General features: G+C 71.1%; 21 protein-coding genes. 20 read left to right on the forward strand and 1 reads right to left on the reverse strand.

Annotated elements, in window-relative coordinates; all coding sequences use genetic code 11:
- The first annotated feature begins 7 nt into the window (after positions 1–7).
- The 15 genes from MKW14_RS03165 to MKW14_RS03235 all read left to right on the forward strand — a co-directional run bounded on the left by MKW14_RS03165 (position 8) and on the right by MKW14_RS03235 (position 17,962).
- The gene (locus MKW14_RS03165; RefSeq protein ID WP_240858612.1) at positions 8–1,372 is read left to right on the forward strand and encodes an acetyl-CoA carboxylase biotin carboxylase subunit; all 1,365 of its coding nucleotides are present in this window, start codon (positions 8–10) and stop codon (positions 1,370–1,372) included.
- Positions 1,369–1,878 (forward strand): hypothetical protein, encoded by a 510-nt coding sequence (locus tag MKW14_RS03170; RefSeq protein ID WP_240858613.1) that lies wholly within the window; start codon positions 1,369–1,371, stop codon positions 1,876–1,878. The genes MKW14_RS03165 and MKW14_RS03170 overlap by 4 nt, the downstream gene beginning before the upstream one ends.
- A gap of 204 nt (positions 1,879–2,082) precedes the next feature.
- Positions 2,083–3,690, forward strand: a complete 1,608-nt coding sequence (locus tag MKW14_RS03175) for an NAD(P)/FAD-dependent oxidoreductase (RefSeq protein ID WP_240858614.1) — start codon at positions 2,083–2,085, stop codon at positions 3,688–3,690.
- A gap of 542 nt (positions 3,691–4,232) precedes the next feature.
- Positions 4,233–4,487, forward strand: coding sequence for an acyl carrier protein (locus tag MKW14_RS03180; protein WP_240858616.1), 255 nt, complete (start codon positions 4,233–4,235; stop codon positions 4,485–4,487).
- Between the two features lie 8 nt (positions 4,488–4,495).
- Complete coding sequence (locus tag MKW14_RS03185) at positions 4,496–5,341, forward strand: cupin domain-containing protein (RefSeq protein ID WP_240858617.1); 846 nt, start codon at positions 4,496–4,498, stop codon at positions 5,339–5,341.
- Positions 5,338–6,621: a beta-ketoacyl-[acyl-carrier-protein] synthase family protein gene (locus MKW14_RS03190; protein ID WP_240858618.1), complete on the forward strand. Its 1,284-nt coding sequence runs from the start codon at positions 5,338–5,340 to the stop codon at positions 6,619–6,621. The genes MKW14_RS03185 and MKW14_RS03190 overlap by 4 nt, the downstream gene beginning before the upstream one ends.
- 5 nt (positions 6,622–6,626) lie before the next feature.
- Positions 6,627–7,913: a beta-ketoacyl synthase N-terminal-like domain-containing protein gene (locus tag MKW14_RS03195; protein ID WP_240858619.1), complete on the forward strand. Its 1,287-nt coding sequence runs from the start codon at positions 6,627–6,629 to the stop codon at positions 7,911–7,913.
- Between the two features lie 14 nt (positions 7,914–7,927).
- A complete protein-coding gene (locus MKW14_RS03200; RefSeq protein WP_240858620.1) occupies positions 7,928–9,040 on the forward strand; it encodes a Glu/Leu/Phe/Val family dehydrogenase in 1,113 nt (370 codons plus the stop codon).
- A 29-nt stretch (positions 9,041–9,069) separates the two neighbouring features.
- Positions 9,070–9,591 carry an anthrone oxygenase family protein gene (locus tag MKW14_RS03205; protein ID WP_240858622.1) on the forward strand — a complete coding sequence of 174 codons (522 nt, stop codon included), beginning with the start codon at positions 9,070–9,072 and terminating at the stop codon, positions 9,589–9,591.
- A gap of 250 nt (positions 9,592–9,841) precedes the next feature.
- On the forward strand, positions 9,842–11,215 hold the full coding sequence (locus MKW14_RS03210) for a UDP-glucose dehydrogenase family protein (RefSeq protein ID WP_308314572.1): 1,374 nt from the start codon (positions 9,842–9,844) through the stop codon (positions 11,213–11,215).
- Positions 11,216–11,305: 90 nt separating this feature from the next.
- Positions 11,306–12,592 (forward strand): cytochrome ubiquinol oxidase subunit I, encoded by a 1,287-nt coding sequence (locus MKW14_RS03215; RefSeq protein WP_240858623.1) that lies wholly within the window; start codon positions 11,306–11,308, stop codon positions 12,590–12,592.
- Between the two features lie 24 nt (positions 12,593–12,616).
- Entirely contained in the window at positions 12,617–13,633 is a 1,017-nt protein-coding gene (locus tag MKW14_RS03220; protein WP_240858624.1) for a cytochrome d ubiquinol oxidase subunit II, read from the forward strand.
- A 123-nt stretch (positions 13,634–13,756) separates the two neighbouring features.
- Positions 13,757–15,448, forward strand: coding sequence for a thiol reductant ABC exporter subunit CydD (cydD, locus tag MKW14_RS03225; RefSeq protein WP_240858625.1), 1,692 nt, complete (start codon positions 13,757–13,759; stop codon positions 15,446–15,448).
- Positions 15,445–17,241, forward strand: coding sequence for a thiol reductant ABC exporter subunit CydC (cydC, locus tag MKW14_RS03230; protein WP_240858626.1), 1,797 nt, complete (start codon positions 15,445–15,447; stop codon positions 17,239–17,241). The genes cydD and cydC overlap by 4 nt, the downstream gene beginning before the upstream one ends.
- Before the next feature lie 31 nt (positions 17,242–17,272).
- Entirely contained in the window at positions 17,273–17,962 is a 690-nt protein-coding gene (locus MKW14_RS03235; RefSeq protein ID WP_240858628.1) for a hypothetical protein, read from the forward strand.
- A gap of 155 nt (positions 17,963–18,117) precedes the next feature.
- On the opposite strand, the gene MKW14_RS03240 is transcribed toward MKW14_RS03235, so the two are convergent.
- Complete coding sequence (locus MKW14_RS03240; RefSeq protein ID WP_240858630.1) at positions 18,118–18,447, reverse strand: PadR family transcriptional regulator; 330 nt, start codon at positions 18,445–18,447, stop codon at positions 18,118–18,120.
- 308 nt (positions 18,448–18,755) lie between these two features.
- Between MKW14_RS03240 and MKW14_RS03245 the strand changes: the two genes are divergently transcribed.
- The 5 genes from MKW14_RS03245 to MKW14_RS03265 all read left to right on the forward strand — a co-directional run bounded on the left by MKW14_RS03245 (position 18,756) and on the right by MKW14_RS03265 (position 24,636).
- Positions 18,756–19,625, forward strand: coding sequence for a sensor histidine kinase (locus MKW14_RS03245; RefSeq protein ID WP_240858631.1), 870 nt, complete (start codon positions 18,756–18,758; stop codon positions 19,623–19,625).
- Positions 19,626–19,699: 74 nt separating this feature from the next.
- Positions 19,700–20,446 (forward strand): response regulator, encoded by a 747-nt coding sequence (locus MKW14_RS03250; protein WP_308314573.1) that lies wholly within the window; start codon positions 19,700–19,702, stop codon positions 20,444–20,446.
- Between the two features lie 88 nt (positions 20,447–20,534).
- Positions 20,535–22,661, forward strand: a complete 2,127-nt coding sequence (locus MKW14_RS03255) for an MMPL family transporter (protein ID WP_240858633.1) — start codon at positions 20,535–20,537, stop codon at positions 22,659–22,661.
- A gap of 77 nt (positions 22,662–22,738) precedes the next feature.
- On the forward strand, positions 22,739–23,941 hold the full coding sequence (locus MKW14_RS03260; protein WP_240858634.1) for a sensor histidine kinase: 1,203 nt from the start codon (positions 22,739–22,741) through the stop codon (positions 23,939–23,941).
- On the forward strand, positions 23,938–24,636 hold the full coding sequence (locus MKW14_RS03265) for a response regulator transcription factor (protein WP_240858636.1): 699 nt from the start codon (positions 23,938–23,940) through the stop codon (positions 24,634–24,636). The genes MKW14_RS03260 and MKW14_RS03265 overlap by 4 nt, the downstream gene beginning before the upstream one ends.
- Positions 24,637–24,913: the final 277 nt, after the last annotated feature.

A 24,913-nucleotide genomic window follows, 5' to 3' on the forward strand; every position in this document is an offset into this window, starting at 1 on the left:
GGGTGTCATGTTCCGTAAGATCCTGATCGCCAACCGGGGCGAGATCGCGCTGCGCATCGCCCGTGCCTGCCGGGAGCTGGGCGTGGCCAGCGCCGCCGTGTACTCCACGGCGGACGCGCGGTCCGCGGTGGTGCGGTACGCGGACGAGGCCGTGCACATCGGCCCGCCACCGGCCAAGCGCAGCTACCTCGACGTGCCCAACGTCATCGAGGCGGCCCTGAAGTGCGAGGCCGACGCGATCCATCCCGGATACGGATTCCTGTCCGAGGACGCCGACTTCGCCGAGGTGTGCCGGGACAACGGCATCACCTTCATCGGCCCGCCCCCCGAGGTCATGCACCGCATCGCCGACAAGGCGACGGTGCGCGGTCTGATGGCCGGGGCGGGGCTGCCGGTGCTGCCGGGCTCCGATGGCGCCGTCGCCACCCTCGCCGAGGCCCGGGAGATCGGCGACGCGATCGGCTTCCCGCTCGTGATCAAGGCGGCTGCGGGCGGCGGCGGACGCGGGATCATGGTCGTACACGAGCCGGACGACCTGCCTGCGGTCTTCCGGGAGACCCGCGCGACGGCCCAGGCCCTGTTCGGCGACCCGAACGTCTACGTGGAGCGGTATCTGCCCGCGGCGGCCCATGTCGAGGCGCAGATCCTGTGCGACGGCCGGGGCACCGTCCTGCACCTGGGCGAGCGCGACTGCTCACTGCAGCGGCGCCGGCAGAAACTGGTCGAGGAGACGCCCTCGCCCCGGCTGTCCGCCGGGCAGCGCGAGGAGATCGGCCGGTACGCCGTCGCCGCCGCCCGCGCGGTGGGCTACAGCGGCGCCGGAACCGTGGAGTTCCTCGCCGACGAGGCCGGCCGACTGACCTTCATGGAGATCAACGGCCGTATCCAGGTCGAGCATCCGGTCACCGAGATGGCCACGGGCATCGACATCGTCGCCGAGCAGATCCGGGTCGCGGCCGGGGATCCGCTCAGCCTCACCCAGGACGACACCGTGGTGCGTGGGGTAGCGATCGAGTGTCGGATCAACGCCGAGGACCCGGTGCAGGGGTTCAGACCGACCCCCGGGACGCTGGCCGTGTTCCGGCCGCCCGCCGGGCCGTTCATCCGGACCGACTCCGGCTTCGCCGAGGGCGACACCGTCCCCGCCCACTACGACTCGCTGCTGGCCAAGGTGATCGCCTGGGCGCCCACGCGCGAGCAGGCCGTCGCCCGTCTCACCCGCGCGCTGGAGGAGTTCCAGGTGGAGAGCGGGCAGGTGGCCACCACCATCCCCCTCGTACGCGATCTGCTGGCCCAGCCGGAGTTCCTGGCGGGGACGCACTCGACGCTGTTCGTGGACCGGTTCCTGGCCCGGGCGGAGGACGCGCGATGAGCCGACTGGGACTCACGGCCCTGCTCCCCACCTGCCGCGACGGCCGCAACGTGGTGCTGGTGCTGCCGGTGGAGCGGCTGTGCGAGACCACGGTGCGCAGCGCTGCTGCGTACACCCGGGGCCGGGGCGGGATCCTCACGTTCGCCCTGATCATGCCGTGGCCGCCACCGATGAGCGCCGGCGCGGTGGCGCTGCCCTACGGCGAGCTGTGGTTCGACTACGAGCTGCGCACCGACATGGAGCTGTCGCAGATCCTGTACGACACCGATGTGGCGTGGACCCTGGCCCCGGTGTTCCACGTGCCGCGCGACATCCCGAACCTGGCCGGATCCGTCGGCGCCGGCGTCGTACTGATACCGGACAGCGGCCGTTCGGGCTGGTTCTCCACCGCCCGGCGCAGGGCGCGCCGGCTCGCCGCCGAGGTGTCGCGGCTCACCGGTGCCGCGGTGCACTCCGTGCCGGTCCCGTGGCACGAGCCGGTCATCCCGAAGGACTCGCCCGTCTGATCCCGTGGCACACCCCGGTGCTCCGCCGTGGGGCGGAAAGGAAACCGGCCGCGCGGAGGAGAAGGAATTCCGCCGCACGGAGGAGGTGGAATTCCATCAGGCGAAGGAAGCGCCCGAACTCGTTTGTGCAGTAATTTCTTGTCCAGAGAAAGGGGAGGGTTGATGTCGTCCAGTGGCCCCACGAAAAACGAATCTGATTTCGACGTGGTGATTCTGGGATCGGGAATCGCCGGTTCCACGCTCGGGGCCATTCTGGCCCGCAATGGAGCGTCGGTCCTGCTGATCGACGCCGGCACCCATCCGCGGTTCGCGGTGGGCGAGTCCACCACCCCGCACACCCTGGTGCTGTTCAAGCTGCTGGCCCGCCGCTACGGCGTACCGGAACTGGAGATGCTCACCTCCTACGAGAGCTGCATCCAGGAGATGGGCACCTCCAACGGCATCAAGCGCCACTTCGGGTTCATGGTGCACCACGAGGGACAGGAGCCCGACCCGCGTGAGGTGAACCAGTTCAACGCCCCCGCGAAGCTGAACCAGACGAGCCATCTGTTCCGGCAGGACAGCGATGCCTACCTGTTCTACGCCGCGGTGCGCTACGGCTGCACCGCCATGCAGGGCTACTGGGTGACCGACGTGGAGCTCGGCGACGACCAGGTGACGGTCGTCGGCCAGGACGGCAGGCGGCACACCGCGCGCTACCTCGTGGACGCCAGCGGGTTCCGCTCGCCGCTCGCGCAGAAGCTGGGGCTGCGGGAGGAGCCGGCCCGGTTCAAGCACCACTCCCGTTCCCTGTTCACCCACATGGTGGGCGTGAAGACCACCGACGAATGCCTGCGCATCCCGCTGGAGGAGATGCCCCCGGTGCCGTGGTTCCAGGGCACCATGCACCACATGTTCGAGCGCGGCTGGTTCTGGGTCATTCCCTTCAACAACGAGCCGCGCTCCCGCAACCAGCTTGTCAGCGTCGGTCTCACCTTCGACGAGCGCCGCTACCCGAAGGCCGCCGATCTGACGCCCGGCGAGGAATTCGCCCGGCACGCGGCCCGTTTTCCGGCGGTGGAACGGATATTCGCCGACGCCCGCCCGGTACGGGAATGGGTGTCGACCAACCGGCTGCAGTATTCCTCGTCGCAGACCGTCGGCCACCGCTGGTGCCTGATGTCGCACGCGGCGGGATTCCTCGACCCGCTCTTCTCCCGCGGAATATCCAACACGGCGGAGGTCATCAACTCACTGGCCTGGCGGCTGCTCGCCGCGCTGAAGGACGACGACTTCTCGACGGACCGGTTCGAGTTCGTGGAACGGCTGGAGCAGGGCCTGCTCGACTTCAACGACGCGATGGTGAACAGCTCCTTCGTCTCGTTCGACAACTACGAACTGTGGAACGCCGTGTTCCGCGTATGGGCGTACGGCGGAGTCCCGGGCAACCTACGCCTGGAACGGCTCATCGACGCCTACGAACGGACCGGCGACGACAGCGTCTTCAACACGCTGGAAGACGGCCCGAACATCGGCCTGTGGTGGCCGGACCAGCCCGACTACCGCGAGCTGTTCGACCACATGGTCCGGCTCTGCGACCAGGTCGACGCGGGCACGCTCGACGCGACGGAGGCCGGCCGCGACCTGATGGACCGCATCGCCACGGCCGACTTCGTCGCCCCGGGCTTCGGCTTCCGCGAACGCGACGCGCGGTTCGTCACCCCGACCAAACAGATGCTCAAGGACATGATGCGGTGGATCGCCACCGACGCCCCGCAGAACATGCGGCACCTGGCCCAGGGCGCGAGCTTCGGGCCGCCTGGGGCCCATTGAGGGCGGGCCTCGGCGGCCTGCCGGCGCGGTGGGCCCCGACGGCCCGCTGAGCGCGGTGGGCCGGGCGCCTGGTCCCGGGGGCGCCAGGGCTGCGGTGCGCCCGGTTCGGAGGTGCCACGGTCCGCGGTGCGCCTGGACCGGGGAGCGCTTCGGCTTGGGGAATGTCCCGGACTGCGGGGGCGCGCCTCGGCCGCGGAGAGCCTCGCTCCGGGGAGCCCTTCGGGTCGGGGGCGCCATGGACCGCGGTGTGCGCCTGGTCCGGGGAGCGTCTCGGTCCGGCGCCCCTCGGCTCGGCGAGCGTCCGGACTGCGGGGCGCCTCGGCCCTTGGAGCGCCCGCCCCGCGGAGCGCCCCCGGTCCGCTCCCGCCCTGCCGTGACCCGCGCCTTCCGGGCCCACGGCCTGTTCCACGGCCTGAATCATGACCCGTTCCGCAGGCAGATCCATCGCTGCAGCGAAAACTGACCAACCGCCAGTTCTGGCCAGGCCCCCTGTCAGACCCGCAGCACGACCCCACCCCGTTTCCGCCGAAGGAGAACCACCCATGGATGTCCCCGTTTCCGACCAGGACATGATCGGCATATTGCTTGCCGTCGGCGCCGACCGTTCCATCACCGTCGCCGACCTCGACAGCACCTTCGAGCAGCTCGAACTGGACTCGCTCGCGCGGGCCGAGTTCGCCGCCAAGCTGAAGGAGCGCACCGGCGTCGACGCCGAGGAGCAGACCACCGCGGACGCCACGCCCAACGCGGTGCGCCTGACCGCCGGCGGTGACACTTCCGTCACCACAGGACGGTGAACCGAAGCATGCCCGGACACACGGACAACGAGATCGTCGTCGACGCGCCCCTCGACTTCGTCTGGGAGATCACCAACGACGTACGGTCATGGCCGGACCTGTTCACCGAGTACTCCGCCGTCGAGGTGCTGGAATCCGGCCCCGACACGGTCACCTTCCGGCTGACGATGCACCCGGACGACGACGGGAACGTCTGGTCGTGGGTGTCGCGTCGCGAGACGGATCGCGCCTCCCGCACCGCGCGGTCCCAGCGGATCGAGACCGGCTTCTTCGAGTACATGCACCTGCGCTGGGTCTACGAGCCGACCGAGGACGGACGGACCCGGATGCGCTGGCAGCAGGACTTCACGATGAAGCCGCAGGCACCCATCGACGACGCGGCCATGCAGGAGCGTCTGAACCGCAACACTGCGGTCCAGATGAAGGCAGTCAAACACGCCCTCGAGGCGCGCCGTTGCCGCGTCGTCGGCGTCGACGACGTACCGGCCAACCGCCGGCGCGGCGCGGACCTGCGCACCCAGCTGTCGCCTGCCACCGTCGGCACGAGTTGCGGGTTCTCCGGGACCGTGCGGCTGGAGCCCGGCGAGGTGATCACCGAGCACTACCACCCGTACTCGGAGGAGTTCATCCACGTGGTGGACGGGGAACTCAGGGTCGACCTGGGTGAGGAGCGCCGGACCCTCGGTGCCGACCAGGCGGTGTTCGTGCCCAGGAACGCCCGGCACCGCATCGTCAACGAGTCGGACGCCGTGGTCCGCGTGGTGTTCTTCCTCGGCCCGCTCGCGCCCAGGCCCGACCTCGGTCACGTCGACACCGAGACCTTGGCCGAGTGGCAGGCAGGGGCCGCGGTATGACCGGCAACGGCGCCCGTCGCCCGCGAAGAGTCGTCGTCACCGGCATCGGCGCCGTGGCGCCCGGCGGCAACACCCGTGAGGACTTCTGGGCCAGGATCGTCAGCGGAAAGCCGGCGACCCGCCGGGTGACGTTCTTCGACGCCTCCGAGTACCGCTCCCAGGTCGCGGCCGAGGCCGACTTCGACCCGGTCGCGGCGGGCCTGACCCCGCAGGAGATCCGGCGCAACGACCGCTACGGACAGTTCGCTCTCGTGGCCGGGTCCGAGGCGGTGTCCGACGCCGGCCTGGATACCGGTACCTGGGACGGCGACCGCGCCGGCGTGCTCCTCGGCAGCGCCGTCGGCGCCACCATGAGGCTGGAGGACGAGTACGTCGTCCTCAGCGACCACGGCCGCCGGTGGGAGGTCGACGGGCGGTACGCGATGCCGTTCATGTACTCGGTCTTCGTGCCCTCCGCCGTCGCCACCGAAGTGGCCATCAGATTCGGCGCCCACGGCCCGTCGGCGGTGGTGTCGACGGGCTGCACCTCGGGTATCGACGCCATCGGCCTCGCCGCCCAGCAGATCGAAGAGGGCACCGTGGACGTGATGCTCTGCGGCGGCAGCGAATCGCCCATCTCACCGATCTCGTACGCCTGTTTCGACGCCATCCGGGCCACCAGCCCGCGCAACGACGACCCCGAGGGCGCTTCCCGGCCCTTCGACGCCGACCGGCAGGGATTCGTCATGGGCGAGGGCTGCGCGGTGCTCGTCCTGGAGGAGCTGGAGCACGCCAGGCGGCGCGGGGCCCGCGTCTACTGCGAGGTCACCGGCTATTCGAGCCACGCCAACGCCTACCACATGACCGGCCTGCACCCCGACGGGGTGGAGATGAGCCGGGCCATCGACGAGGCGATGGCACAGGCCCGGCTGAACCCCGAGGACATCGGGTACATCAACGCGCACGGCTCGGGCACCAAGCAGAACGACCGGCATGAGACCGGCGCGTTCAAGCGCAGCCTGAACGGAGCGGCGTACCGCATCCCCATCAGCTCCATCAAGTCGATGATCGGTCACTCGCTCGGGGCCATCGGCGCCCTGGAGATGGCCGCGTGCGCGCTGGTGATCGATCGGGACGCCATCCCGCCGACCGCGAACCTGACCACGCGGGACCCCGAGTGCGACCTCGACTACACGCCGCTGACCGCACGCGAGGCGCATGTCGACCACGTCCTGTCCGTCGGCAGCGGCTTCGGCGGCTTCCAGTCCGCGATGGTCTTCTCCCGTCTGAAGGAGCTGTGACGCACATGCCAGCGACGACCGAAGACCGCCGCCGGGCGGTGATCACCGGCATCGGAGTGGTGGCGCCGACGGGCCTCGGCGTCGCCGAGCACTGGAAAACCACCCTGGCGGGCCAGTGCCGGATCGCGCCGTTCACCCGCTACCCGGACACCTCGCCGATCCGGCTGGCCGGCCAGGTCGAGGACTTCGACCCGGCCGAGCTCATCAGCAACAAGTTCCTTGTACAGACCGATCGTTGGACCTGGTTCGCCCTCGCCGCGGCCGACTACGCCCTCGCCGACTCGGGGCTCGACCCGGCCACCCTGGACCCGTTCGAGGTGTCCGTGGTGACCGCGAGCGCCTCCGGCGGCAACGAGTTCGGGCAGCGGGAGATCGAGGCCCTGTGGGCCCGTCACCCGTCCGCCGTCAGCGCCTACCAGTCCATCGCCTGGTTCTACGCGGCCAGCACCGGCCAGATCTCCATCCGCCACGGCCTCAAGGGCAGTTGCGGCGTCCTCGTCGCGGACAGCGCCGGCGGCCTCGACGTGCTGGCGCAGGCCCGTCGGAACATCGAGCGCGGCGGAGTCGCCGTCGTGGCCGGCGGCACCGAGGCACCGCTCACCCCGTACGCGCTGGTCTGTCAGAACGACCTCGGCCGCTTCAGCCGGGCGTCCGAACCGGCCGCCGGCTACCGGCCGTTCGACTCCGCGGCGGCGGGCTATGTCCCCGGCGAGGGCGGCGCCGTGCTGGTCGTCGAGGAACTGGCGGCGGCCAGGGCACGGTCGGCCTCCGTCTACGCCGAGGTGCTGGGACATGCGGCCACGCACGACGCGTACCACCACTACGACCCCGCACCGGACGGGCGACAGCTCGCCCGGGCGATGTCCGAGGCGATCGGCAGGTCGGGACTGACGCCCGAGGACATCGACGTGGTCTTCGCGGACGCCGCGGGCGTCGCCGACGCCGACGCCGCCGAGGTGCGGGCCCTGCACACCGTCTTCGGCGACCGGGCGGCGGACGTCCTCGTCACCGCGCCGAAGTCCATGGTCGGACGGCTCTACTCGGGCGGCCCACCGCTGGACGTGGCTTGGGCCTGCCTCGCCCTCACCCACGGAGTCGTACCGCCCACTGTGCACCTCGACCCCGCGTCCGCCGGGCACGGCCTGAACTTCGTGGTCGAGCCGGTGCGTCCGGCACGGCTGCGCACGGCCCTCGTTGTGGCCCGCGGCGTCGGGGGCTTCAACAGCGCGCTGGTCCTCGCCGCACCCGGCCCCGCCGAGGGCCCGTCACCCGTGCACACCGAGGAACGATGAGGAGGAGTGTTCCGATGGCCGACGTCATCACCGCGCCCTTGCCGGAACTCGACCCCGACGGCGTGTTCGCCCGGCGAAGCGGTCACGAGCAGGTGGTGTACTGCCAGGACGAGAGCAGCGGACTGCGGGCCATCATCGCCGTGTACTCCACGGCGCTCGGCCCGGCACTGGGCGGCACCCGGTTCTACCCCTACCGCGACGAGACGGCCGCGCTCGGCGACGTTCTGCGGTTGTCCCGGGCGATGGCCTACAAGAGCGCCGTCGCCGGACTGGATCTGGGCGGCGGCAAGGCCGTCATCATCGGGGATCCCGCGCGCGTCAAGACGGAGGCGCTGCTGCGCGCCTACGGCAGGTTCGTGCAGGCCCTCGGCGGCCGGTACGTGACCGCGTGCGACATCGGCACCACCGAACGGGACATGGACGTCGTGGCCCGTGAGTCGCAGTATGTCACCGGGCGCAGCCGGGAGGCCGGCGGGGCCGGCGACTCCTCCGAACTCACCGCGTACGGGGTGGTGCAGGCCATGCTGGCCGCCGCCGAGCACGCCTGGGGCGAGGCGGACCTGACCGGCCGGCGGATCGGCGTCGAGGGCGTGGGCAAGGTGGGCCGGCGCCTGGTCGGCCATCTTGTCGAGGCCGGCGCCTCGGTGCTGGTCGCGGACCCCGACCGCGCCTCCGTGTCCGCCGTACTCGCCAGATATCCGCAGGTGACCGCGGCGGCCGACGAGCACGCGCTGCGCCGCGCGGAGATCGACCTCTACGCCCCCTGCGCGCTGGGCGGATGCCTCGACGAGTCCACTGTTTCGGAGCTGCACGCCGAGATCGTCTGCGGCGGTGCCAACAACCAGCTCGCCACCGAACGGGCGCAGAAGCTCCTGTCCGACCGCCGGATCCTGTACATCCCCGACTACGTGGCCAACGCCGGCGGCCTGATCCAGGTGGCCGACGAGATCGGCGGTTTCGCGTTCGGCCGGGCGAAGGCGCGGGCGGCCCGGATCTTCGACACCACCCGCGCGGTGCTCGGCCGGGCGGGCGCCGACGGCATCCCCCCGGCGGTCGCCGCGGACCGGCTGGCACAGCAGCGCATGTCCGAGATCGCCGCCCTGCGGTCGATCCATCTCACTGCCTGACAGCGACGAGGACACGGGAGGAGACGACGATGTGGAGCTCACTGCTGACGTTCCTGGGCCTGCTGGGCACCGGAATCCAGGCGGGCGCACTGCTCATGGTCCTCTACGGGGTGTGCCCGACCTTTCGGCAGCTCTCCGTACCGGAATGGATGCCGTTGCACGTCTCGCTGGACCGCAGCATCGAGCGGTACATGCCCGCCATCAACCTGACGACGGGCGGGGCGACCCTGCTGCTGCTGTTCACCGCACAGGACCCGGCCGTGCGCCTGCTGCGAGGGCTCGCACTGGCCTGCAACATCGCGCTGGCGCTGATGTCCGAACTGGTCAACGTCCGCATCAACAAGGCGATCGCGCGGCGCGTGGCCGCGGCGGCACCGGCCGCGCCGTCCGCCACCGGCGGCATCCTCACCGGCTCGCGGCCCGACGAGGCGGATGAGCGGCAGCTCATCGCGGTCCGCGAGCGCTGGATCCACTGGCACCAGTGGCGAACCGTCGACATCGTCCTCGGGTTCGCCCTGCTGGTGGTGGGCGTCCTGGTTGCGTCCGGCTGAATTCGGACGCGGCCCGCGAAATCCGCGGCATCCTTCGCCCCGACGGGCTCGCCCTCGGCCGGACGGCCGCAGCCCGGGCGACCACAGCGGGTCCGGTCCGCCGGGAGAGCCCGCCCACGGACCTGGGGGAACGGTCCCGTAAAGCCTCCCGCTGATCTGGAGAACCCGCCCCCAGACCCCGGAGCGCCCGCCCGCCGCCCCGGGAAACAGCCCCGAAGACCCCTCCCACACCCAAAAAGTTGGAGTACGCGTGAGAATCACCGTCATCGGATGCGGCTACCTGGGGGCCACCCACGCGGCCTGCATGGCCGACCTCGGGCACGAGGTGCTCGGCGTGGACGTCGACCAGGAGAAGACGGCCGCACTCGCGGAGGGACGGCCGCCCTTCTTCGAACCCGGCCTCGCGCGGATCCTGGAACGCGGCGTCGGCACGGGCCGACTGCGGTTCACCGATTCGTACGCCGATGCGGCCGAGTTCGGGGAGCTGCACTTCCTGGCCGTCGGCACCCCCCAGCGGCCCGACGGACGTGCGGACCTGCGGCAGCTGACCTCGGCGGTGGGCGAGCTCGCCCCCCACCTGCGGCGCCCCTGTGTGGTGGTGGGGAAGTCGACGGTTCCGGTGGGTACGGCCGAGGCGCTGACCGGCATGCTCCGGCAGCTGGCACCGGTGGGCGGGGCGGCCTCGCTCGCCTGGAGCCCGGAGTTCCTGCGGGAGGGCCACGCCGTCGAGGACACGTTGCGCCCCGACCGCCTGGTGATCGGACGGGCCGAGGGCGACACACGCTCGGCCGCGGCCCTGCGCGAGGTGTACCGTGCGCTCGTCCTCGCCGGGGTGCCGACCGTGGAGACCGACCTGGCCACCGCGGAACTCATCAAGACCGCGGCCAACTCCTTCCTCGCCACGAAGATCTCCTTCATCAACGCCATGGCGGAGGTCTGCGAGGCCGTCGGTGCGGACGTGGGGCAGCTCGCGGACGCGCTCGCCCACGACTCGCGCATCGGCGGGCAGTTCCTGCAACCCGGCCTCGGCTTCGGTGGGGGATGCCTGCCCAAGGACATCCGCGGCTTCGCTGCCCGTGCCGAGGAGCTCGGGGCCGGCCGGGCGCTGGCCTTCCTGCGCGAGGTGGACGGCATCAACGTCCGGCGGCGCGAGCGGCTGGTCGAGCTCACCGTGCGGGCCTGCGGCGGCACGCTGGACGGCCGCAGGATCGGCGTGTGGGGCGCGGCCTTCAAGCCGGGCACCGACGACATCCGGGACTCGCCCGCCCTCGCGGTCGCGGCGGCCCTGCGCGAGCGCGGCGCCGAGGTCGTCGTATACGACCCCAGGGCCCTCGACAACGCGCGCAAAACCTTTCCGGGCCTGGAGTATGCGGAGTCGGCGACGGCCGCGGCCGAGGGGACGGACGCGCTGCTCCACCTCACCGAATGGCGGGAGTTCGGCGCGGTCGACCCCGCCCCGCTGGCCGCACGCGTCCGGGCGGCGCGGCTCGTGGACGGCAGGCCGGGCCTGGACCTGGACCGCTGGCGCGGCGCGGGCTGGACCTGCGACGTGCTCGGCCGCGGAGAGCCCCGTCCGGAGACGGCAGTACCGAGCCCGGACGGAAAGACGGAAGTTGACGTGTAGGAACGCTATATGTACCGTCGCTACTGATCGATCGGCCCATCGGCCCGTCGTACGCACGGGCCTACGGCCTCGCACCGGGAGAGGAAGACAATGGGGGCTCTTGGACTCGCGCGGCTGGAATTCGCGATCACGGTGGTCTTCCACTACTTGCTCGTCGCCCTGACACTCGGCCTGGTCCTGCTCGTCGCCATCACCTACACCCGATGGGTGCGCACCGGTGACCCGGTCTTCGAGCGCATGACCCGCTTCTGGGGACTGCTGTACGTGGTCAACTACGCGGTCGGCATCGGCGCCGGCCTCGCGATGGAGTTCCAGCTGGGCATGAACTGGTCCGGCCTTGAGGACGCGGCCTCCGGGGTGTTCGGCGCCCCGCTGGCGGTGGAGACCGTGGTGGCCTTCTTCGCCGAATCGACCTTCCTCGCCCTGTGGATCTTCGGCAGGCACCGGCTGCCGAAGAAGACGCATCTCACGGTGCTGTGGCTGGTCGTGGCCTCCGCCTACATGTCGGCTGTCTGGGCGCTGATCGCCAACGGCTTCCTGCACCACCCCGTCGGCTACCGGAAGCACGGCCCGGTACTGGAACTCACCAGCCCCCTCGCCCTGCTCACCAATTCCAACGCCTGGATAGCGATCGGCCACATCGTCGGCGCCGCCGTCCTGACCGGCGGATTCTTCATGCTCGGCGTCACCGCCTACCTGCAGCGGCGCGGGCGCGCCGAGCGAGAGTTCCTGCGCAGGTCGTTCCGCACCGGAGCACACGCGGCCTGCTGGGGCGCCGTCATCACGGCCGGCCTCGGTGCGCTCCAGCTCGAGGTGGTCACCAAGAGCCAGCCGGTCAAGTTCGCCGCGTTCATCGACTCACAGGAGAAACTCGCCGTGTACGCGGCGCAGTTGAAAAAGCAGTTCGGGCAGGTCGACATGCCGCCGGCAACGCTGGTGCGCTACGCGGCGCTGACCATGATGGTGATCGGCCTGATCGCCCTCATCGTCGGAACCTGGTCCCTGATCGCCGTCCGCAAGGACCGCATCCTGGCCTCCCGCGTCCTGACCTGGCTGCTGATCCCGATGATGGCCCTGCCCTTCGTGGCCAACAGCGCCGGCTGGGTCTTCCGCGAGGTCGGCCGGCAGCCGTACACGGTCTACCAGCTGCTCAGCACCGAGGAGGCACTGACGCCGTCGCTCACCGTCGCCGAACTCACCGTCTCCCTGGCTGTGTTCGTCACCGTGGTGGCCGTACTGCTGGTCCTCGACTGGGTCCTGCTGGCCCGTATCGCCCGGCGCGGACCGGCCGAGGACACCGGTCTGTGGACCGGCAGCATGGCGGGCGACCTGCCGTCCGACCCGCAGGACGACCGCGACGTCGCTGTACTGGTCTGAGTACCGAAAGAGGAGAGACAGGCAATGGGATACGCCACGCTGTGGCTGTGCGCCTTCGGGGTGCTGTTCACCGGTTACCTCGTGCTCGCCGGCATCGACTACGGAGTCGGGCTCGTGCTGCCGCACGTGGCGCGCGAGGACGGCGAACGCAGGCTCGCACTCAACGCGGTGGGCCCGTTCTTCCTCGGCAACGAGGTGTGGCTGCTGGTCGCCGTCGGCACGATGATCGGCACGCTGCCCGGCCTGGAATCACGCCTGCTGACCGGCGCCTACCCGCTGGCGATCGTCGCGATGGTGGGCGTGGTCGTGGTGAACGTGTCCGTGCAGCTGCGCAGCCGCAGTACGGGCTCGGGGGCGCGTTCCTTCTGGGACGCAGTGGTCTTCGGCGGTGCGGCGGCCGCGGCCTTCGGCTGGGGCGCGCTGCTCGCCGCGCTCGCCGGCGGCGTCGACCTGGACGCCGCCGGGTCCGTGACGGGCTCGGCGGGTTCGGTGACGCCGCTCTCCCTGCTCGGCGGGGTGACCGCGATGGTGCTGTTCGCCGCGCACGGGGCCGTGTTCCTCACCGCGCGCGCCTACGGGGCGGTGGCGGAGCGGGCCCGGCGCGCGGTGCCGGTGCTGTCCGCCGCGGCCGGTCTGCTTCTCCTCGCCACCCTGGTCGTCGCCATGTCCGGCGGCCTTCCCGACGGGGCCTTCCGGCATCCCGTGTTCGCGGTCGTGGCGCTGTTGGGTGTCCTGGCCGTACTGGCGGTGGCGGTGTGGTGCACGAGCCGCGCCGCCGCCTGGCAGGCGTTCGCCGCGTCCGCGACGGCCGTTGCCCTGGCTCCGGTGGCGGTCGTCGCGGGCAAGTACCCGGCACTGATCACTCCGCGAGGGTCCGGTCTCCGCGCCCCGGCGACCGAGGAGCTGGCCGGCTCCAGCACGTCCCTGGCCCTGATCACCTGGACCGCAGGTCCGGTGCTGCTCCTGGTCATCGCCGTCCAGGCCTACGCGTGGTGGATCTTCCGAGGCCGCATGACAAGCCGCTCCCCGGTCTTCTACTAGAGGCATCCGCTGAAGCGCGCCCCATAGGGGCGCGGGGCTGTACCGATATGCGGCTCCGCCGCGTGGGTACGACCAGCCACCACGCACCCGCAGACGACGCACCACACCCGGAGGAACCTGGCAATGAGCAGCCGAGGAGGAGGGGGCGGCGGCCCGTTCGACATCCAACGCATCCGCCGCGTGTCGGCACTACGCCGCTTCCTCGTGCTGCGCACCGCAAGCGCCCTGGCCGGCGCCGTACTCACGGTCGCCCAGGTGCTGGTCGTCGCCCGCGCGATCACCGGCGGGCCCGTGAGCCGCGCCCTGCTCGCGACGGCCGCAGCGGTCCTGGCCGGCCGCTGCACGCTCGCCTGGTCGGACCGGTGGTCGGCAGAAACAGCCGCCGCCCGTTGGAAACGGCAGCTGCGGCTCGACGCCACCCAGGCCGTACGCGAGGCGGGCGTGCGGGGCGACATGTCGGCGGGCTCGCTGACCACCCTGCTCACTCACGGGGTCGACTCCGTCGACGGCTATGTCACCGGTCCGCTCGCGGCGCTGCCGGACGCGATGGTGAGCCCCCTGGTGATCCTCGCCGCGCTCTTCGTCCTCGACTGGCCCTCGGCACTGGTCGTACTGGTCACCCTTCCCTTCGTGCCGGCGCTGCTGGCGCTCGTCGGTCTGTACACCCAGGCCCGGGCCCGGCACCGGCTGCAGGCCATGCTGCGGCTGGGCACCCAGTTCAGCGAGGCCGTCTCCGGGCTCGTGACGCTTCGTCTGCTCGGGCGGCAGGAGCATACGGCCGTACAGGTGCGTACGTCCGCGGAGGAGCACGGGCGGATCACCATGAGGGTGCTGCGGCTGGCCTTCCTGTCGTCGTTCGTGCTGGAGACGCTCACCTCGCTGTCGGTGGCGCTGATCGCGGTCCCGGTCGGCTTCCGGCTCCTGGACGGCGCCATGAGCCTCGAGTCGGGCCTGGCCGTCCTGCTCCTGACCCCCGAGGCGTACCGGGCGCTGCGCGTCCTCGGCACCCAGTTCCACGCCGCGCAGGACACACACGCGGTCCTCGACCAACTGGAGGGTCTGTCCCGCGACGCAGCGCGGCCCGCACCCGCGCCCGCCCGCACACGCCCCCCGGGACCCGCCCCGGACCCGGCGGACGGAACGCTCACGCTGCACGACCTGGCGGTGGGCTACGACAGTCCCGTGCTCACCGGGGTCTCCATGGAGCTGCTGCCGGGCCGCAGGTACGTCCTGACCGGCCCGAGCGGCGCGGGGAAGAGCACCCTGCTGCGGACCGTGGCGGGGGTGCTGCCACCGCTGGCCGGTCACATCCGTTCGGGAGCCGTGAACCTCGGCGACGTCGACCCGGATTCCTGGACACGTCGGCTGGCGATGGTGCCTCAGCGCCCACACCTCTTCCACGGCACGGTCGCCGACAACCTGCGCGTCGCACGGCCCGACGCCGCACGGGACCGCATGTGGCACGCACTCGAACAGGCCGGAGCCGCGGACTTCGTACGCCGGCTGCCGGACGGCCTGGACGCGCCGGTCGGAGACCGCGCCGCCCGGCTGTCCGCAGGGGAGCGGCAGCGGCTCGCCCTAGCGCGCGCCCTTCTGCGCGAGCCCTCTTTCCTGCTGCTGGACGAGCCGACGGCGCGCCTGGACGGCGAGTCCGAGGAACGGGTGCTGGGCGCTCTGCAGCGGCTGGCGGGTTCCGTCACCCTCCTCGTCGTCACCCACCGGCCGGCGGTGGCCGAGGCGGCCGACGCACTGATCGAGGTCGGCGGCGGCCGGGCCGTGTTGGCCGGGGACACGTCCCGGACGGGAGCGAGATGACCACGGCCGATGGAACGCGGCTGAGCACGGCCTCCGCCCCGGAGCCCCGCGACATCGGCGCCGCCACGACGGGTACCGCCTCGGGCGCCGGGCACGGAGCGCTGCTCGCCCGGCTGGCGCTGGCCACCGGGGCCGCGGCCGCCTACGAGGCCTCGCTCGTGGCCCTGACCGCCACGGCGACCTGGCTGCTGTGCCGCGCGGCCGGACAACCGCCGCTGAGTGTCCTGGCTGTCGCGGTGGTGCTGGTCCGGGCGCTCGCCATCGGCCGTGGCGCCTTCCGCTACGCCGAGCGGCTGGCCGGGCACGATGCGGTGCTGGCGCTCATGGCCCGGCTGCGCGGACGCTTCTTCGAGCGGCTGGTGCCTCTGGCCCCCGGCAGGCTGCCTGGGTACCGGACGGGCGACCTGCTGGCGCGGCTCGCCTCCGACGTGGACGCGGTACAGGAATTGCTGCTGCGAGTGGCGCTTCCGGCCGTCGCCGTGCTGTCGGTGGGGACAGCGGGCACGGTGTGGGCGATGTACCTGCTGCCGTCCGCCGGTCCGGTGCTGGCGGCGGGCCTTGTGCTGGCAGGTGTGGTCCTGCCGACCGTGGCCGCCTTCGTCATGTACCGGACCGACGTGGCGCTCGCCGCCGCCAGGGCCGATCTGGCGGCCCGTACGGTGGACCTCGTCGAAGGGCTGGAGGACCTCCTGCTGAACGGCGGGCAGGAGACCGCGCAGCGATGGGGCCGGACGGCCGCCGATGCCGTCGCGGCGCTCGAACGCGGCAGGGCCCGGTGGCTGGCGGCCCTGACCGCGGCCGGTCTCCTCGTCCAGCTGACGACCTGTGCGGCGGTCGGCTGGACGGCATGGCATGGCGGACTGGACCGGGTCATGGCCACGGTGCTGGTCCTCACCAGCCTGACCCTGCTGGAGGAGGCACTTCAGCTGCGCGCGGCGGGGGAACGCCTTGGCACCCTGACCGGCGCGGCGCGCAGGGTGGCCGAGGTGTTCCGGCTTGAGGTCACTGACGAACCCGCACAGCCGGTCCCCGCGCCCCCGCCTCCGGTGTCGCTCACGTTGACCGACGTGAGCGTCACCTACCCCGGAGCGGCGGCGCCCGCGCTGTCCGGGGTGACCCTTTCGGTGCCGGCCGGTGCGCGAGTGGCGCTGGTCGGTCCCAGCGGATCGGGCAAGAGCACGGTGCTCGCGCTCGCCCTGCGGCTGATCCGGGCCGACCGGGGCCGGGTCGCCGTCTGCGGGGTGGACATCGGGGGGCTCGGCGGCGCCGGACTGCGGCCGGGACTCGTGGGCGGCCTGGTCCAGGAGGCGACCCTGTTCACCGGCTCCGTCCGCGCCAATCTGCTGCTCGCCGACCCGCAGGCCACGGACGAGCGGCTGATGGAGGTACTCGCGCGCGTCGGTGCCGAGGATTGGGTGCGCCGGCTGCCCGACGGGCTGGGCACCTGGATCGGGCAGCGCGGCGATCGGCTGTCCGGAGGCGAACGCCAGCGTCTGCTGCTGGCACTCGCGCTGTTGTCGGATCCGGCGCTCCTCGTGCTCGACGAACCGACCGAGTCCCTGGACCGCGCCACCGCGGACGCCGTGCTCGCCGACACGCTGGCGGCGACCGCGGGCCGTGCGGGCCGGACGGTGCTGATGGTCAGCCATCGCCTGCACGGACTCGAGGAGTTCGATGAGATCATCGTGCTGGAAGGCGGCAGGATCACCCAGCGGGGTCCGCACTCCGGCCTCGTGGCCGAACCGGGCCACTACCGGGATCGGTGGCACGCCGAGACGGAGAAAGGCTTTTGACCGCTCACCGCGGCTGGGTAAGCTGAGCCGAGTGGCGCAGCAGATGCTGACCTTGTCACATATACTGCCGGTTTGGTGGGACGGGGTGGGGGACATCGACCGGACCTGGACGATCGACGTCTATCTGGCTCAACTCGACGGCCGCTTGCGCGGACCGCGCGCATGGCGGCGGCGCGTTCTCGACGAGGTTCGGGACGGCCTGCTCTGCGAAGTCGAGGGCGGCCGCTCCGAGCCGGAGGCCGTCAGCCGCTGGGGCCCGGTCGGCCTGGTGGCGGCCGAGTTCAACGAGTGCGGGCGGATCGTGCGCTGTCGCAGGATGGCCCGAATGATCCTCCGCGGGGTCCCTTTCCTCGCCGTTGGCTGGCTCCTGGCGGTCGTACTCAGCCCGGACCCCTGGGCCGGAGAGCCCGGGTTGATCCGCTGGGTGGCCCCCGCCCTCTTCGCCTCGGTGGCGGCGACCGTGGCGGGTTCGTTCTGGCTCCTGCGCCGGGCGCCGACCGCACGACGGCCGATGGACGGCGTGGCCGGCGTCGCGACGGGCGTGGTGCTGGCCGTGATGTGCCTGTGTGTTTTGCTGGTCTACCGCCTGGATGCCTCGCACGGACACATGTTTTGGCCTGCGGTCTGCTTTTCCGGCACATTGACCGTCGGATTGCTGATCGGAGTGTTTTTTGAGGCCCGCCGACTAATGACGGAGATGCTGCCCCCGATTGGTGGTTGACATCATCCCATCGCCAGATGGCGGTCATGTTAACAAGTGGTCGCGGTCGTCTGCGGCCGGTCGAAGAGAGGTTCCAGAGGAATAGGATCGGCCGCCCGAACCGGAAGACGTCTTCAGGGTAAAGGGAATCCGGTAAACCGCGAGGAAATCGGAGATCAGGTCGGTTCTTCGCTGAGCACGACCGAGCGCATGGTCGCAATGATCTCCCGCCAATTGGCCCGCGTCTCGCGCAGGGCACTCTCGCCCGCCGGGGTGATCTCGTAGACGCGGCGGCGGCGACCGGCCGAACTGTCCCAGCTGCTGCTGATCAGATCCGCGTTCTCCAGCCGGTGCAAGGCTGGATAGACGGTGCCGGACGGCAGGTTCACCGTGCCGTTGCTGCGTTCGCGCAGTGCCGCGATGATGGCGTACCCGTGCATCGGTGCGTTGTTGAGAACAGCGAGCAGCATGCCGTCCAGGCTGCCCTTCAACTCCTCCGCTCTCATGTGAAGGGATCCTACACGTCGGCTGATGTGCTGTCCATGTTCGAAATGGCGGACTGATCGACCGCAGGAGGTTGGATTCCCCCGCCGTTCGGAGGAGGTTATAGATCCATTGGTGGATAGCGGAGGCGAGTTGTCGAAAGTACACTGACGTCTGGAAAATGTCGTGATCGTTCGTCACTGCGGGGGTTTCCTTGGAAACAGTGATCTCCATGCCGCTTTTCCAGCTGGTTCCGTTGCTCTTTCTGTCTCTGGCGCTGGGACTCCTCGCCGGGCGCTTAGCCGACCGCCTCCCCGGGCACCACCGATTCATGGTGACGCTCTGTGGCACCGTATTCATCGCGACCATGCCGCTGCTCATGCTGCTGCTCGCCGAACACTGGTCCGTCGGCACGTACGCGGTCGGCGCCGCCCTGCTCTGCCTGCCCGGTGCGGTGGTCTTCGTGACGGTCCTTCTCCGGTGGAAGGACCGGCTGCGACCGGGCGCCAGGCCCATGCCTGCCGTGGCGCTGGAGCGAGCGCCCTTTCCCGGCCGCCCGCCCGGGTACGCGGAGCTGGCGAGCCGGCTGCACGACACCGTCGGGCAGGGTTTGACGGCTATCGCCATGCAGGCCGGGGGCGCCGACGAGAACGACCACCGGTTGCGAGTGATCGGCGAGACCGCCGCCCACACGATGGTGGAACTCCGCAGGGCCATGGGACACCTCCGCGGCGAGGAGCACAGACTCGGATCCGCCGACGAGTGCCTCGTCGACGTGGTGAACCACCTGCGCCGGACCGGCCTGGCCGTCGTGTTCCGCAGCCGCGGCACCGACGAACACCTGCCGGCGCCACTGCGGGCCGTCGTCATACGGGTGGCCCGTGAGTCGCTGACCAACGCCCTGAAGTATGCCCCCGGATCGACCGTGCTGGTGGAGTTCCGCGTCGACCGCTGGGTCCGGCTGCGTGTGTGGTCGCACCACCGTCCGCCCCTGCCCCTCGGCCGGGCTCACCACGTCGGCACGCCGGCACCCGACCCGACACCGTGGTCGGGCGGACAGGGGAGCCGCTCGATGCAGCGCCTCGTCGCAGAGCACGGTGGCTGCCTGACGACCGGCGCCGGCGAAGGCGGCTTCACCGTACTGGTCCACCTCCCGCTCTCCCGTAGCGCCGGCGCCCCCGTGGCGTCGACGACAGGCTGACCGCGTATCCGCTCACCGGTCGCCCGTCATTCCGACGTCATTCCGATCCCACCCCATATGACGGGACTGCAGTCGTGGAACAGATTGATGTACTGATAGTCGATGATCACCCGCTGGTGCGTGACGGCATCCGCATGGCCATCACCGGCCAACCGGACATCAACGTCACAGGAGAGGCGGACAGCGGCCTCCATGCCGTGTACACGGTGCGCAAGGCGAAGCCGGACGTCGTGCTGATGGACGTATCGATGCCGCCCGGCATCAGCGGGATCGAGGCCAGCCGGATGCTGCTGCTCGACCCGGTCACCGTGGACACGAGGATCGTGATCCTCAGCGTGCACGTGGACGAGGACACGCTCTTCGAAGCACTGCGCTGCGGAGTGAGCGGTTTCCTCCTCAAGGACTCGCCGCCCGAGAGGATCCTCGAGGGCATCCGTACGGTGGCCAGTGGCGGCTCCGTCCTCTCACCCGGGCTCATATCCACCGTCATAGCCGAGTTCGCGCGAAGACCGACGGTCACACGCTCTCAGGAAGATGGGCTGGAACGCCTCACCTCCCGGGAGTTCGACGTTTTCAAGCTCCTGGTCTGTGGCTACCACAACGAGGAGATCGCGAAGCTCCTCGTGGTCGCGGAGAGCACGGTGAAGTCGCACGTCCAGCGGCTCTACGAGAAGTTCGGGGTGCGTGACCGGGTGCAACTGGTGATCTATGCCTATGAGCACGGCCTGATCAGCCTGGGGCAGTCCGCGTGGCAGAAGCGGTCCGACCGCAGCTCCGATGCCGCCGGGTCGGCCCCCGTCGGCGTACTCCCGCGGGAGTAACCCCACGGTCGGTGCATCCGCGGGAGTAAGGGCGCTTTACGACGTCGGCTCGATGTGCCGGCGCAGGGAGGGCGGGAGCCTGGATGCCATGGACACGCTACGACCCGGACCGCGACTGCGGCCGCGGAAGCCGACCGTGACCCGGCGGCCCGAGAATTCCCGCTCCCGTCTCTGGATCCCATGGGCCGTGATCGGCCTGTGGGTGGCGCTGGTGGCGCTGGCCCTGCCGTTGGCCGGAAAGCTGGGCGGGGCAACCACCGACCAGCAGGTCGACTATCTGCCGGCCAGCGCCCAGTCGACCCAGGTGGCCCGGATCCTGGACTCGATGCCCGGCGGCGGAACCACCGACCTGGTGCTGGTCTACCAGCGGGCCGGCGGCCTGACCGCGGCCGACCAGGCGGTGGCCCGGAACCGGGCCACCGCCCTGGACCGGCAGTTGGACCTCGTCGGCACGACGCCCCGGACGATCCTGGGCAAGGACAGCCGTACGCTGATGATCCCGGTGTCGGTCGCCCAGAATGCCGGCGACGGCAAGAAGGTGGTCGCCGACGTTCGGGCCCAGCTGGCGCAGGACCGGCACGGCGGGCTCAGCGTCAAGGTCGGCGGCTCGGGCGCGCTCGCCGCCGACATGGACGACACCTACGGTTCGATCGACGGCCTGCTGCTCGTCGTCACGGTCGCCGTGGTGGCCGTACTGCTGATCGCCACCTACCGCAGTCCGCTGCTGTGGCTTCTCCCCCTGGTGTGCACCGGGGTAGCGGCCGTCACCGCGATGGCCGTGGCCTATCTGCTGACCCAGGCCTCCGGACTGACCGTCAACACGATGAGCAGCGCCGTCATGACTGTGCTCGTCTTCGGTGCGGGCACCGACTACGCGCTGCTGCTCATCGCCCGCTACCGCGAAGAACTGCACACCACCGAGCACACGTACCAGGCCATGCTCCACGCGTTGCGGCGCACCGGGCCGGCGGTGGCGACCTCGGCGGGAACCGTGGTCGCCGGCCTGACCGTGCTGCTGCTGGCCGACATGAACAGCACCCGCGCCATCGGCCCGACCGGCGCGGTCGGGGTGCTCTGCGCACTCGCCGCGATGACCACGCTGCTGCCCGCGGTCCTGGTGCTGCTCGGGCGGCGGATGTTCTGGCCGCTGGTCCCGGCCTACGGCACTGAGCCGTCCGCCCGGCACGGCATGTACCACCGGATCGGCGCGCTGGTCACGCGTCGGCGGGTGGTGACCCTGGTGACCGGACTGGTGGTGCTGGGCGCACTCGCGCTCGGCACGCTGAACCTCTCCGGGCGGCTGCGGCAGGAGGACGCCTTCACCCAGCGGCCCGAATCGGTGACCGCCATGCGGGAACTGGCCGACGCGTTCCCCGGACAGAGCAGCCAGCCGATCACGGTCCTCGCGCACACGGCGGACGCGAGGTCGGTGGCCGCCCTGGCACGGAGCACGCCGGGCGTGGCCGAGGTGACGACGGGCCGCAGGGCACGCGGCTGGACGGAGCTCGGCGTCAACGCGGCCGGCCAGCCGGAGAGCCGTGCGGAGACCGCGACCATCGAGCGGCTGCGTACCGCGCTGGGCGACCGGGCCCTGGTGGGCGGTGAGAGCGCGCAGCGCATCGACACCGATGACACCACCGCACGCGACCAGACCGTGGTGATCCCGCTGGTGCTGGCCGCCGTCTTCCTGCTGCTCGCCCTGCTGCTGCGCAGCCTGGTGGCCCCCCTGGTGCTGCTGGGCGCGGTGGTGCTGGTCTGGGTGGCCGCGCTGGGCCTGGGCGGACTGGTCTTCGGACCGCTCTTCGGCTTCAACGGCAACGACCCCTCCCTGCCGCAGCTCAGCTTCGTCTTCCTCGTCGCGCTCGGCGTCGACTACGGCATCTTCCTGCTCCATCGGATGCGAGAGGAACGCGCGGTGCTGCCGGCCCTCACCGCCACGGGCGGTGTCATCGCCTCGGCGGGCGTGGTGCTGGCCGCCACCTTCAGTGTCCTGACCGTGCTGCCGCTGGTGTCGATGGTGGAGCTGGGCTTCGTGATCGCGGCGGGTGTCCTTCTGGACACGTTCCTCGTGCGGTCGTTCCTGGTGCCGGCCGCTGCGCTGCTGCTGGGCCGCCGCCTGTGGTGGCCAGGCACGGAGGCCGCCCCGGCCCCGGTCGCGGCGGAGCCGGAGCAGCACGCCGTGCCGGCCGAACGGGAACATGACACGAGGGGATGACCGTGGCGTCGGCTTCGGCACCGGTCCGTCGGGTGAGGTGGGCGCCGACAGGCCCCAGGAAAGGAAGGCGTGACGCGATGTCGGCCACTGTGAACCCTCGGCGTGTCCCGTCCCTCACCAGGTCGGAGATCCTGGTTCCGCTCGCGGTACTGGTGGTGCAGTCGGTGCTGGCCGCCGTACTGGACGGGTCCAACGGAACACGGCCGGACGCCGTCGGCTTCCTGCTCCTGACTTCCGGTGCGCTACTCCTGGCCTGGCGGCAGCGCGCCCCGATGGGGACGACGTTGGCGGTCGTCGCCGTGCTGGCCGTCTACCACACGGCGGACTACAACCACCTCGCCGCGGTACCGGCCAGTCTGGTGGCGCTGTACGCGCTGGCCCTGTGCGGTCCCCAGTGGCGGACGTACACGACCGTCGCCGCGGCCATCGGACTCATGGTGGGCATCATGCTGGCGAAGTCCCACTCGAACACGGCATGGGACATTCTGCGCAACGGGGGCTGGATCCTGGCTGTCGTGGTGATCGGGGACGCGGTGCGGATCCACCGCCAGTACGTCGCTGCCATCGTCCAGCGCGCGGAGCGCGCCGAACGGACGCGTGAGGAAGAGGCCGCCCGACGTGTGGCGGAGGAACGCATGCGCATCGCGCGCGACCTCCACGACCTGCTCGCCCACAGCATCACCCTGGTCGGCGTGCAGGCATCGGTTGCCGCGCACGTGCTGGTCGAGGATCCCGAACTACTGGATCGGCAGGGCCTGGCCAAGGCGTTGCAGACCATCTCCGACACCTGCCGGGAGGCCCGCGCGGAGCTGCGCACCACCCTGCGCGTGCTGCGTGACGACGAGCCGGACGGCGAGCGCGAGCCGGTACCGGGCCTGGACGGGCTGCCCGCCCTGGCCCGGGCGGCGGAGGCGGCCGGCGCTCTGGTCGGCCTCGACTACACCGCCCCGCCGCAGGTGCCGGCGCCCGTCGGGGTGGCCGCCTATCGCATCGTGCAGGAGGCGCTCACCAACGCCGTGCGGCATGCGCCCGGCTGCCGGGTCCGGGTGCGGCTGATCGCCGACGCCCGGCGGCTACGGGTGACCGTGGAGGACGACGGGCCCCGCCTCGGGCGGGTATCCGCGGACACCACCTCCACCATGGGGTACGGACTGGTGGGCATGCGTGAGCGGGCCCGCAGCGTCGCCGGCACTCTGACGGCCGGGCCCAGCCCGCACGGACGCGGCTTCGCCGTCGAGGCCGAACTGCCGTTCAGTCAGGGCCTGGAGGCCGGCGGATGAACGACGACGCTCCGATCCGTGTCCTGCTCGCCGACGACCAGGCCCTGGTGCGCGGCGCGTTCGCGCTGCTCATCGGGTCTGCCCCCGACATGGAGGTGGTCGGGGAGGCCGCCACCGGCCGCGAGGCGTACGAACTGGCGCGCAGCGCACGCGCCGACGTGGTCGTCATGGACATCCGCATGCCCGAGACGGACGGCATCGAGGGGACTCGCCTCATCGCCGCCGACGAGGACATGGCGGGCGTGCGGGTCCTGGTGCTGACCACCTACGACACCGACGAGCACATCATGGCCGCGCTGCGAGCCGGAGCCAGCGGATTCATGGTCAAGGACACCCTCCCGGCCGACCTGCTGCGGGCCGTGCGCACGGTGGCCGCCGGCGACGCGCTGCTTTCCCCGGGGCCGACCGCCCGTGTCATCGGCCGTATCCTGCGTCTGCCCCAGGCGGCTCCGATACCGGACGGCTGCTTCGACGCGGAACGCCTCGCCTCGCTGTCTCCCCGCGAGCGCGAAGTCCTCACCCTGGTGGCCCGGGGCCTGAACAACACGGAGATCGCCCATGCCCTGTATCTGAGCCCGCTCACCGCGAAGACGCATGTGAGCCGCATCATGAGCCGGCTCGGCGCCCGCGATCGGGCCCAGCTGGTCATCATCGGCTACGAAACCGGCCTCGTCGTCCCAGGCGCCCGGACCTGACCGTGGATGCTGTTGGTCATTCCGGGCCTCCATGACACGGTCTGTCGGCCCTGTGAGGTTGGTCCTGTTTCCTTCTGGTTTGTTGCGCGGTCGGCAGAGGAGGAGCCGTGGGTCTGGGGCGGAGCGGCTCAGACCCGGCAGGACATCTTGGAGACGGTGCGCGAGCTTTTCATCGGGCAAGGCTGTGCACAGGTGACGAGGCACATGGCTCGCTCGGCCGACCTCGCGACCAAGGCGCCGTACGCGAGCGTGGGCACCAAGACGGAGTTCCCGCACG

It is taken from the genome of Streptomyces gilvus, from assembly GCF_022513565.1.
GTDB lineage: Bacteria > Actinomycetota > Actinomycetes > Streptomycetales > Streptomycetaceae > Streptomyces > Streptomyces gilvus.